This window comes from Roseibium sp. (assembly GCF_025698965.1).
Lineage (GTDB): Bacteria > Pseudomonadota > Alphaproteobacteria > Rhizobiales > Stappiaceae > Roseibium.
Genome location: NZ_JAILWL010000220.1, coordinates 1 through 10,533, shown reverse-complemented (window position 1 = coordinate 10,533; position 10,533 = coordinate 1). Strand labels below are relative to the sequence as shown.

At 55.5% G+C, this 10,533-nt stretch carries 11 protein-coding genes; 6 read left to right on the top strand and 5 right to left on the bottom strand.

The genetic code is table 11. The features are described 5' to 3' along the window. Window positions 1-39 precede the first annotated feature (39 nt). Window positions 40-399: a helix-turn-helix transcriptional regulator gene (locus tag K5905_RS17870; protein ID WP_297586294.1), complete on the bottom strand. Its 360-nt coding sequence runs from the start codon at window positions 397-399 to the stop codon at window positions 40-42. Between the two features lie 96 nt (window positions 400-495). Between K5905_RS17870 and K5905_RS17865 the strand changes: the two genes are divergently transcribed. Further along, window positions 496-1,038 (top strand): MarR family transcriptional regulator, encoded by a 543-nt coding sequence (locus K5905_RS17865; protein ID WP_297586292.1) that lies wholly within the window; start codon window positions 496-498, stop codon window positions 1,036-1,038. 7 nt (window positions 1,039-1,045) lie between these two features. Then, window positions 1,046-1,732 (top strand): GNAT family N-acetyltransferase, encoded by a 687-nt coding sequence (locus K5905_RS17860; RefSeq protein WP_297586291.1) that lies wholly within the window; start codon window positions 1,046-1,048, stop codon window positions 1,730-1,732. Between the two features lie 4 nt (window positions 1,733-1,736). Here the strand turns inward: K5905_RS17860 and K5905_RS17855 are convergent, their stop codons facing one another. Beyond that, window positions 1,737-2,321 (bottom strand): N-acetyltransferase, encoded by a 585-nt coding sequence (locus K5905_RS17855; RefSeq protein ID WP_297586290.1) that lies wholly within the window; start codon window positions 2,319-2,321, stop codon window positions 1,737-1,739. A gap of 238 nt (window positions 2,322-2,559) precedes the next feature. On the opposite strand from K5905_RS17855, the gene K5905_RS17850 reads away from it, so the two are divergent. Beyond that, window positions 2,560-2,955 carry a hypothetical protein gene (locus tag K5905_RS17850; RefSeq protein WP_297586289.1) on the top strand — a complete coding sequence of 132 codons (396 nt, stop codon included), beginning with the start codon at window positions 2,560-2,562 and terminating at the stop codon, window positions 2,953-2,955. A gap of 46 nt (window positions 2,956-3,001) precedes the next feature. On the opposite strand, the gene K5905_RS17845 is transcribed toward K5905_RS17850, so the two are convergent. Beyond that, window positions 3,002-4,324, bottom strand: coding sequence for an FAD-binding oxidoreductase (locus K5905_RS17845; RefSeq protein ID WP_297586288.1), 1,323 nt, complete (start codon window positions 4,322-4,324; stop codon window positions 3,002-3,004). 1 nt (window position 4,325) lies between these two features. After that, window positions 4,326-5,651, bottom strand: coding sequence for an FAD-binding oxidoreductase (locus K5905_RS17840; protein WP_297586286.1), 1,326 nt, complete (start codon window positions 5,649-5,651; stop codon window positions 4,326-4,328). 178 nt (window positions 5,652-5,829) lie between these two features. Here K5905_RS17840 and K5905_RS17835 point away from each other — a divergent pair, with 178 nt between their 5' ends. Both K5905_RS17835 and K5905_RS17830 read left to right on the top strand, forming a co-directional pair. Then, entirely contained in the window at window positions 5,830-6,084 is a 255-nt protein-coding gene (locus tag K5905_RS17835) for a hypothetical protein (RefSeq protein WP_297586284.1), read from the top strand. A gap of 8 nt (window positions 6,085-6,092) precedes the next feature. After that, window positions 6,093-8,483, top strand: a complete 2,391-nt coding sequence (locus K5905_RS17830; protein ID WP_297586282.1) for a fatty acid cis/trans isomerase — start codon at window positions 6,093-6,095, stop codon at window positions 8,481-8,483. Window positions 8,484-8,491: 8 nt separating this feature from the next. Here the strand turns inward: K5905_RS17830 and K5905_RS17825 are convergent, their stop codons facing one another. After that, window positions 8,492-9,379 carry a LysR substrate-binding domain-containing protein gene (locus K5905_RS17825; protein ID WP_297586280.1) on the bottom strand — a complete coding sequence of 296 codons (888 nt, stop codon included), beginning with the start codon at window positions 9,377-9,379 and terminating at the stop codon, window positions 8,492-8,494. A 180-nt stretch (window positions 9,380-9,559) separates the two neighbouring features. Here K5905_RS17825 and K5905_RS17820 point away from each other — a divergent pair. Further along, the coding region (locus K5905_RS17820) for a GMC family oxidoreductase (RefSeq protein WP_297586278.1) at window positions 9,560-10,533 on the top strand (974 nt) is incomplete at its 3' end.

Sequence of the window (10,533 nt, the reverse complement as noted above, 5' to 3'; positions counted from 1 at the left end):
AATCGTCTTTCAAGAATGTACTCAGGCAATGACACTACGTTACTCCCACTTATCTGTGTTTTTCAGATCCTCAAGAAGAGCGTCGAGCTGGTCGAAACTCGATGCCCAGAATTGTTTGAATTCCTCTAGCCAGGCGATTGCGTCCTTCATCGGCTTGGCATTGAGCCGCGCCGGGCGGCGCTGCCTGTCTGCACCACGGGTGATCAACCCCGCCCGCTCGAGAACTTTCAAATGCTTGGAAACCGCCGGCTGGCTCATTTCAAATGGAGCGGCAATTTCATTCACCGATGCCTCACCAGCCGCCAATTTCGTCAAAATCGCCCTACGTGTCGGGTCCGCCAAGGCTGCGAACACGGCGTCCAGATTAGCAGACGCGGCTTCATAACCAACTTGTTCCATAACTAAGTAGTTATATTTAAAATAGCTAAATGTCAAACAGTTAGAGTTGCCAATATTTATAACTTGTTATATATATTGTTATGGAATGAGGTGATTATGGTTGAAGATGTCGTCCGCACCCTGGGTTATGCCACTCTTGGCAGCCGGTTGAAGCGTATCGGGGAAAAGCTGCAATCTCAGACACAGGAACTTGCTTCGCGGATGGGAGCAACAGACCTGCCAGCCTCACATCATCCGGTTCTGGCAAGCCTCGACCGTCACGGTCCCCTGAGCATCGGAGAACTCGCCAAAGCCCTCGGTCAGAGCCAACCGGGAGTGACGCGCATGGCCAACAAGATGAAAACTGATGGCTTGGTTGAGACATTGTCCGATGGCCGGGACAAGCGAGTTAATCAGATCGCCCTGACCGAAAAGGGACGCACCTATGTCGACCTGCTGAAACAGACATTGTGGCCCGCGACCGCTTTCCTGGTGCAAGGCGCCTGTGAAGAGTTATCCGGCCCGCTGCTTACGCAGCTTGCGCAATTGGAAGATGCTCTTGCCGACCAACCTTTGAGCAAGCGCCTCCCGAATACGCCCGTTCCCGACTGGGATCAATTGGTCCCGTCAAAGAACGACAAGAAACGATCAAACGGATGAAGCGATAATGTCACAGTTTTTCAACCGCATTGTCTGGTCGGCACTGACCACGCGGCAGGATCGATTTTCGTTGGGCACCCGACTGGCGAAACGCTTTGATCCCGCCGTTTCCCCTTTCGCCGTCTCTATGGATAATTCTCCCAGTGCGCTTGATGCGCTGGCCGATCTGATCGCACCGGAGAACGATTACGCTCTGCTGCTTCAGGCGGAAAACATTTTGCTTCCCGACAAACTGGTCGCCGAGATCTCGACAAAAGGGGTTTTGATGACCGAGGAAAAACCCAGTCCCAAAGGGTCTGGAGACGTGACGATTGAAATACTTACCGACAACGACATTCCAGACATGGTCGCACTTGCGAACTTGACCAAACCCGGCCCTTTCCAACATCGAACGCCAGAGCTCGGTACATTTTGGGGTGTAAAGCTGGATGGGCGACTGGCCGCAATGGCCGGGACGCGCCTCGATTTACCCGGTTACACCGAAGTAAGTGGCATATGCACCCATCCGGATTTTCAGGGCCGCGGCCTTGCAACCGCGCTCTCTCTTCACGTGGCGACCACCATCCGCGAGAAAGGTGACACACCTTTCCTGCATGCCTATGCCGACAATCACGGCGCAATCGCTCTTTATCGCAAACTCGGGTTCGAGATCTGGAGCGAAGTCAATGTCGCCAAGGTTCGAAGGTGCAGTTGAACGATTAAAGAAAACGCCCGGTCCAGATTGTACCATTCGAACCGTTTGCCGGATCCGTGCGCACCGACCTGAAGCCGCGTGCGGACCAGAACTTCAGTCCCGATTGATTGGACGCGCCGACCCCTGCATGAACCGCCGGTACATTTTCCGCTCTTGCGGTTTCCATCCAGGCTTCCAGCAACCGAGTACCGACGCCTTTGCCTCGGGCCCTCGGCAGCAGATTCATATGAATATGTGCGGGGTAATCGCCAACAATGTCGTTCGGCACGGGTTGCGGATGGTGGATCATCCGGGCCCGGAGCTCGTCAGGTGACCAGGTGTTCCGGTCACCGGTCGGGTTCGGATACGCCGGCCTGAGCCTGGGCCACCAGTCTGTTTCAAGAAGGCGCTCGAACGTTCGCGTGTCAGGCGCCCCAACCGCATATCCCAGAACGCCTTCCTGATCTTCGGCAACGTAGCTTATACAGCCGTTGAGAACGACATAGGGAGCGGCATAGATGTGACCGATCAATTTCGGGTCCGCATATAGCGCCGTTGCGTCTTTCCCGCTCGCGCCGGTCATGAGGCATATGGCATATAAATCGTCCATGTCCCCAAAGGCCGCCCGCCTGATCAAGACCCGCTCACTCGTCATAGTCCATACCATCGCAATCAATTCTGCCTAGTGCGTTCTACCCGACGCTTGAAATACGGGCCAACTCTTTGTGACTACAATGCAAAATTGCAACACTTCCAAACGCTTGAACTGACTTTTATCTACGCGACTTGTCCGACTCAGGATTGCAACCTATCAACGCAGCACCAGCAAAGACAACAAGGGGGCTGCGATGCGACTTATTATTAGTTGTTTGACTTTATTACTGATTTCCACATTTGCGCAGGCTGATACCGTTCGCGAGACCGTGCCGGCCAACAAAGCATCCGTCGTCGGCTCACAAGCCACGATCCTTCCAGGTTGCCTGAGTGGAGCCGCTCCCGACATGAAAGTGACGATGGCTCCGAAACATGGCACCGTCAGTTTCAAGAGGACAAGTGGAACGTTGAACGAAGAGGCCGGTCGTTGCGCCGGTAAAACCGTCAAGGGAACGCTGGTAATCTACAAACCCAACAGAGGGTATCGGGGCGAGGACGTTTTCAAGATCGGCTTCACCATGGACATGTATGTTTCGGGTTCTGCAAAGATCCGCAATGTGGTCGACAAATACGTCATCAAAGTAAAGTAACACTCAGACACTGTGGCGTCCGGGCATGCGGGCGCCGCGGAGAACTTCACCTGTCCTTCCAGCCATACCACCAATAGGCGCCCTGCAGGTAAAGCCGCCTGAAGGCCGGAAAGGGAAATTTTCTGAAGGGCTCCTGCAGAGCGACAGGCATATCCTGGCGTTTGACGCCACCGGTGATCAGGCCGGCGACCTTTTCACCGGAGATCGAAGCCATGGCAATACCGCTGCCGTGCCACCCCATCGCAGCGTAGACACCACGCATACCAGGCACCTCGCCGACAAAGGGTGTCATTGTCCGGGCAAGGCACACATGTCCGTGCCAGTCATAGTCGGTTTCGACATCCGCCCAGGCGGGGAACATGGATTGAAAATCGGCATGAGCCCGTTTTTGCATCGCGATCAGGGCCGCCGCGTTTTCAAATATTCCTCCCCGAGTGCCAAACAAAAAGCGACGATCGGGCAGAAGCCGGAAATAGTGCAGCAAAATACGTGTATCTGCCGCCATCGTATCGGACGTCCAGCCTTGCGCCGCCAATTCATCATCGGTCAGCGGGCGGGTTACCTGGATAGACGACATGACCGGCAAAGTTCGCCCGTGCAGCCATTTCGGAGCATCCTCCCGAGCGTAACCGTTCCCGGCAAGCACCACTTTCCTGGCGCGGACAAAACCATGTTCGGTTTCAAGGCACCAGCGATCCCCCTCCTGGTGCAAGGCGGTCACCGGCGACTTGCCGAATATCTTTCCGTCCGCGGCCCTCACTTCTGCGGCCAGAGCCTGGACATATTTCATCGGGTTCAGGGCAAACCCGTAAGGCATATGCAAGCCACCATGAAACCCCGGGCCGCCATAACCTTCTGCTTTCAGGTCACTCCTGGTAAGCAATCTGGCTTTGATGCCGAAATTCTGTTTCAGAAACTCCGCGTCCGATCTCAAGCTTGCAACGTCTTTCGGACGATGGGCGAGATAGATCTCTCCCTGGGAATGACGGTCGGCATCGACATCCCAGCTTTCCAATCGCTGAGCGACCAGATTAACGCCGGCCAGCTGATAGGCGACAAATTTCCGAGCTTCCTCCAGGCCGAATTTCCGGATCAATTGGCGCTCGTCGAGCTTGGTGCCACCGAGGCAGCAAAAACCTCCATTGCGTCCTGAAGCACCATATCCGACATGCTCCGCTTCCACGACACAGACCGAGACACCCGACTGAGCCAGCTTCAGTGCTGCGCTCAACCCTGCAAATCCCGCGCCGATGATGGCAACGTCAAACGATGCATTGCCGATCAGCTGTCTGTCCTGACGCGGCAGTGGAATGTCGGCTTCCCAATAGCTGCCGATGGTTTTTCGGGCGTCTGTACGAAGTTGCAACATTTTATATTCCGAGCTTGTCGCGCAAGGAGAACCAGGTCATCGCCAATACAAGCAATGGGAAACGAAGCTTGTCTCCACCTGGAAACGCCGGAATATTCAGCTTTTCGAACGCGTCAAAACGGCCTTCTGTGCCAGAAATCGCTTCCGCGAGGATCTGTCCGCCCAGTGTTGCCATTGCGACGCCATGACCGGAATAGCCGCTGGCTGTCAGCATGTTTGGTGCAAGCCGGGCAAAATACGGCATGCGCTTTGGTGTGATTGCAAGTGTCCCTCCCCAGCCATAGTCGATCTCGACATCGACCAGCTGCGGAAAGATCTCCAGCATTGGCTCTCGTACGAAGGACTTGATTTCTTCGGGAAAACGATAGCCATAATTTTCGCCACCGCCGAAGAGCAATCGCCGGTCGGACGAGAGACGGAAATAGTTGATCACAAATTTGCTGTCGGCAACCGCAACATTGTCCCGAATGATCTTGCGAGCCTCGTCTTCGGAAAAAGGCTCCGTTGCCACGATAAAATTGTTGATCGGCATGACATGAGCAGCTGTCTCCCGATCAAGACGGCCGAGATAACCATTGCACGCAAGAACCAGATGCCCAGCCTGAACTTCACCCGCCTCGCATTTTACCGTGACACGCCCCCTGCCCTTGCCTTCAATCCCGATCACTTTCGTCGTCTCGAATATCTGCGCACCGGCGTCTTCTGCAGCCTTGCCGAGGCCAAGGGCGAAGTTCAGCGGGTGGAGATGCCCGGCGCCCGTATCCAGCGAGCCACCGAAATACCGCGGACTGCCAACAAGTTCGCCGATTTCGTCGCCACCTACAAAACGGATGTCTTCGTAACCATAAACAAGCTGGAGATGCTCGACATAGTCCCGGCTTTCTTCAACGAACCCTTTGCGATGGTCAGCATGCAGGATGCCGGGCGTGTAATCGCAATCGATCCCGTGACGGCTAATCAGGTCCCTGACCAGCGCCTTGGAATCTTCAGCTAGATCCCAGAGAAGCCTGGCGTGTGATTTGCCGTGGCGCTCTTCCAGAACCGTCTGCTCAACACGTTGTCCGGAGCCGACCTGGCCTCCGTTTCGTCCTGACGCTCCCCAGCCTATCCTGTTAGCCTCAAGCAGAATGACTGTCAGCCCACGTTCTGCCAGATGAAGCGCTGCCGACAGGCCCGTGTACCCGCCACCGACGACACAAACATCACAGCTTTTGTGTTCCTCGAGTTTTGGATGAGAGGTCTGCCGGTTCGCAGTTGCTGCATAATAAGAAGGCGCATGCTGGCCAGGCGTGTCATTCGCCGTCAGAAGGTCAAGCGCTGTCAGCATATCGGAGTGCCAATCCCTATCGATATCTTTTTCGTTCCCGCCCGGATCGAGGCGTCACCTTCCCTTGAATAACCGTTGGTTTCAAGGTGAAATCTGCTAAAGCCGGCCAAATTTTGCTTGATTTTGCAGGCTCTTGAGGCTCCCCTAGCGGCAATTGTCCGCGGTGGGCGGCGACCAGATGACCTATAAGAAAGGCAAAACTGTGTTTGGACCGGTTGAACACCCTTGGCTTGACCCGCTTTGGCGCAGGATCCTGCTCGTGGCTTTTTGCGCGGGCTGGACCGGTGTAGAGTTTGTTTACGGTAATTCAACCTGGGTCTTTATCGCCGGCGCAATTGCCCTTTATGCAGCCTGGGCCTATCTGGTCACCTATAAGGGCCCAGACACACCAGACCGGAAGACACGCCCGCGAATGGATGAAGATGAGGGGTAGAAACCTCCATGCGGCAGGACAAGAACAGATTGGCAAGACATCTGTGGTTTGCAAATCTGCGCGACATGGTAATCGTTTTTTCCCTGCTGACGATATTTGATGCCGTCGGCAAGCCGGCAACCGCTTCAGACACCGTTTCGCAACCACACCGGGCTTCCGTGCAGGATGTCCTGAACAAGCGCTGTGTTGTTTGCCACGGGTGTTACGATGCCCCCTGTCAGCTGAAACTCTCTTCACCAGATGGTTGGCTGCGCGGTGCAACCAAAGCGAAGGTCTACGATAGCTCCCGCTTGACTGATGCGCCGATGACCCGTCTGGGCATCGATGCCAAAACGGTTCCCCAGTGGCGGCAAAAAGGCTTTTTCTCCGTAACCGAAAGCAACGGTGCACCATCGGTTCTCCAACAGCTACTCGAAGCCGGTCGCAAGCAAGACTTCAAGCTGGGTGCCGCACTGCCGGACAGTGTGGATATTCGAACGATGCGGGAGAACAGCTGCCCGGCTCCCGGCGAGATGAACAGCTATTTCTCCAACCATCCGTATGGTGGCATGCCGTTCGCAACCGCCCCGCTGCCTGAAGAAGATTACCGACGTCTGCTTGCCTGGGCATCGGATGGCGCACCTGGCGACGAAACCGGCTCCCCCTTGCCGGAGAAAGTCAGTGCCGGGATCCAGGAGATCGAGACATTCTTCAATCAGGACGGTCTCAAAGCAAAGCTCACTGCGCGTTACATCTACGAGCATCTGTTTCTGGCGCATCTCCATCTGGAAGGAGACGACCCGAACCGGTTCTTCCGCATCATTCGCTCCAGAACCGCCCCTGGAGAACCACCGGACGAGATCGCGTCAAGGCGCCCGTTCGACGATCCGGGCGGCGCCTTCCACTACAGGCTCATTCCGGTCGATGGAACCATTTTGTTCAAGGAACATATGGTCTACGAAATCGGCCCGAACCGGCTGAAACGGTATCAGGATCTGTTCCTGAAACCGGACTGGACGCTGACCGACTTGCCCGCCTACACAAATACCGCAGGTGGAAATCCGCTTTCGACATATGAAACAATTCCGGCGCGCAGCCGTTATCAGTTTCTGCTCGATGATGCCCTTTATTTCGTTCGCTCGTTCATTCGCGGTCCGGTTTGCTACGGCCAGGTTGCGGTGAACGTTATTCAGGACCGATTCTGGGTATCGTTTTTGGAACCAGATTCCGATCTGTCCGTCACCGACCCGACGTTCCTGAAAGATGCAATCCCGATCCTGGAGTTGCCCGTCGCGCAATCTGATGGACCGATTACCGAGCGGCTCAAGAGCTTTCTGCTGGCCGGCCCGGTCAAGTACCAGGCCTTTCGGCGAGATCGCTATGCGAAGCGAATTGCGCAAAGAGGCGGCCTTGGATACCAGGATATCTGGGACGGCGACGGCACCAGTGTTGATGCGCGCCTGACCATCTATCGAAACTTTTCTTCAGCCTCCGTGGTCACCGGATTTGAAGGCTCCGTACCCGAAACGGCCTGGGTGATCGACTTCCCGCTCTTCGAACGGATCTACTACGATCTTGTTGCCGGGTTCGATGTCTTCGGCAATGTCGAACACCAGTTGACGACACGCATTTACATGGACAGCCTGCGCCGCGAGGGGGAACGGATGTTCCTGTCTTTCCTTCCGCCGCAACGCCGGATTCCATTGCACGACGAATGGTACCAGGGGACGTTCGTCAATCTTGTCGATCTGTGGAAGGAAAGTTCGATCGACACGACGTCGCCGACAGGTGTTCAATTCAGGACAGACCATCCTAAATCCGAATTTCTGACCGAACTCCTGATCATCGAACCCGAACTCTGGCCAATCAGCGATCCGATCAATCGCTGCCAGGGCGACACCTGTGCCGCACCGGCCACCATTGCCGGTCAACTTCGGCCACTCACGGTCGAACCGGCCCCCTTTGCCAAGTATCTTCCAGATATTTCAGTGCTGTTCGTCGAGGCCGGGAATGCGGAAGAAGTCTTTACGCTGGCGCATGACAAGGCCCATAGCAATGTTGCTTTCATATTCAATGAGGACTTGCGCCGCGAACCGGAGGACGACAGCCTAACGATTGTTCCGGGTCAATTCAGCAGTTACCCGAATTTCGTGTTCAAGGTGAAGGCGGAAGATATCTCTGATTTTGTCGAGGCCGTTCGCGGGATCAACAGCCAGGACGATTATGTGAATGTGATCGACACTTATGGCATTCGCCGGACGCACCCGGAATTCTGGCAAACCTATGACAAGATCCAGGCGCACTTGAATGCACAGGACGCGGTTCAAGCAGGACTTCTGGATCTGAACCGCTATGACGACCCCAAACCTTCCGATCCGATCGAACGGATTTTCGAATTCACCTTTTCCATCTTTGAGTGACCTGCGCGCTACGTTTTTCGCATTTCCCGGATCATCCAGTCGCAGAACATCTGTGCATCCGGACCAAGTCCCTGTCGCGGTGCGGACGTTACCAGGTAGTAGCTGTGACGGCTTTTGATTTTCCTGTCCGAAGACCGGATCAGCCGGCCACTTTCAAGGTAAGGCCGTGCCAGGGTTTCCAATACCAGCGCATGACCATGGCCGAGAGCCGCCAGTTCGAGCGCCGACAAGGTCTGATCGACCTGCAATCCCGTGCGCTTGGGCACCGCATGTCCAAAGGACCGGAAAAAACTCTCCCAGGTGTCGATGACCCCCATAATGTCCAGGCGGGGTGCCTGTGCAAGCGCAACAAGATCGCGCTGTCCCGGGGCAAGCGACAGGTTCGGATGACATACCGGAACAATCGGATCGTTGAGCAAGAACTCAACAGCGCCGTCGGTCCAGGCGCCATCACCGAAACGAACATCAATGTCGAACAATTCCGGGTTGAGGGTTTCAGCCCAGGAAGCTGAAATCATTTGCAGGTCAATGCCGGGATGCGCTTCCTGAAACAAGCGGATTCGCGGAATCATCCAGAGCTGACCGAAACTGTTGAGACATCTGAACCTGACCGGCTGGCGCTCCCGTTCGCCAAATACTGAAACAGTCGCAATGGAGAGATCCGAAAAGGCCTTTTCGACGGTCGGCAAATAGGTCTGCCCCAATCGTGTGAGCACGAGTTCCCTATGAACCCTGTCGAACAGGGGATATCCCAAATGGTGTTCCAGCTGGCGGACCTGATAGCTGACCGCAGCCGGCGTGACCAAAAGCTCCTCGGCTGCCCGGGTGAAATTTCCCAGACGGGCTGAAGCCTCGAAGGATCTCAGCCAGACCAATGGCGGAAGATTGTAAGACATCACAGATACCAACTTCGTCGAATGATCAGCGTTCGAACTCAGGCGCCACACCAAAGACTTATGCAAAGACAATACATTCCTACAAATTTTTTCGATGCTAGACCAAATTTTTTTTCGTTTCAGATTTTCAAGATTCTCCCGGAAACTGACTGTCAGAGGCGTCGACCGGAATCGTAACAGATGGACACATTCGACTACATCATCGTTGGAGCAGGCTCTGCCGGTTGCATTCTGGCGGAACGTCTCAGTGCAGATCCAGACACCAATGTGTTGCTTCTGGAAGCCGGTGGTTCGGACGCCTCGCCCTGGGTGTCCATGCCACTTGGTTACGGAAAGCTCAACTCCGATCCGAAGCGGACCTGGCAATTCCAGACAGAACCGGACCATGGCCTGGATGGACGTCGGGGAAACTGGCCACGCGGCCGGCTCGTTGGCGGGTCCGGCTCGATCAACGCCATGGTCTATTGCCGGGGTCTGCCGGTGGATTTCGAAGACTGGGAAGCCTCGGGGGCCGAAGGCTGGGGCTGGCAGAACGTCAAATCCACATACGAGCGCCTGGAAACCAAAGTCACCCCGTCGGGAGACACGAAAGGCCGCGGTGCCATTCATGTCCAGAATGTCACCGATCAGGTTCACAAGGTGAACCGCCACTTTTATGCGGCGATCAAAGAGGTCGGGCTCCCCTGGACAGACGATTTCAATGGCGATGCTCCGGAAGGAGGGGGCGTTTATGGCATCAACACGAAAAACGGCCGTCGCTGTTCGTCGGCCAAGGCTTTCCTGCATCCGGCCCTTAAGCGGCGCAATCTGGTTCTGCGGCCGAATGCACACGTGAAGCGCATTTTGTTCGACGGCCCTCGGGCGACCGGAATTGAGTTGAACGGAGGGCAGAGATTTCTGGCGGGAGAGGAAGTGATCCTGGCTGCCGGCGCTATAGGATCACCACAGCTTTTGCAGGTCTCGGGTGTCGGCCCCGGAAATCTGCTGCAGGGCCTCGGCATCCCGATTGTCCACGCCAACGAAAATGTAGGCGCCAATCTGCAGGATCATCTGGCTGCAAATTTCACCTTCAAAGCCAACGAACCAACGCTCAATGCGAACCTGAGACCTTTTGCGGGCCAGGCATTGGCGGCGTTTCAATATGCGCTCACTCG

Bases quoted from the DNA above. Each gene is read 5' to 3' on its own strand.
- K5905_RS17870 (WP_297586294.1), bottom strand. From the start codon at position 399: ATGGAACAAGTTGGTTATGAAGCCGCGTCTGCTAATCTGGACGCCGTG.
- K5905_RS17865 (WP_297586292.1), top strand. From the start codon at position 496: ATGGTTGAAGATGTCGTCCGCACCCTGGGTTATGCCACTCTTGGCAGC.
- K5905_RS17860 (WP_297586291.1), top strand. From the start codon at position 1,046: ATGTCACAGTTTTTCAACCGCATTGTCTGGTCGGCACTGACCACGCGG.
- K5905_RS17855 (WP_297586290.1), bottom strand. From the start codon at position 2,321: ATGGACGATTTATATGCCATATGCCTCATGACCGGCGCGAGCGGGAAA.
- K5905_RS17850 (WP_297586289.1), top strand. From the start codon at position 2,560: ATGCGACTTATTATTAGTTGTTTGACTTTATTACTGATTTCCACATTT.
- K5905_RS17845 (WP_297586288.1), bottom strand. From the start codon at position 4,324: ATGTTGCAACTTCGTACAGACGCCCGAAAAACCATCGGCAGCTATTGG.
- K5905_RS17840 (WP_297586286.1), bottom strand. From the start codon at position 5,651: ATGCTGACAGCGCTTGACCTTCTGACGGCGAATGACACGCCTGGCCAG.
- K5905_RS17835 (WP_297586284.1), top strand. From the start codon at position 5,830: ATGACCTATAAGAAAGGCAAAACTGTGTTTGGACCGGTTGAACACCCT.
- K5905_RS17830 (WP_297586282.1), top strand. From the start codon at position 6,093: ATGCGGCAGGACAAGAACAGATTGGCAAGACATCTGTGGTTTGCAAAT.
- K5905_RS17825 (WP_297586280.1), bottom strand. From the start codon at position 9,379: ATGTCTTACAATCTTCCGCCATTGGTCTGGCTGAGATCCTTCGAGGCT.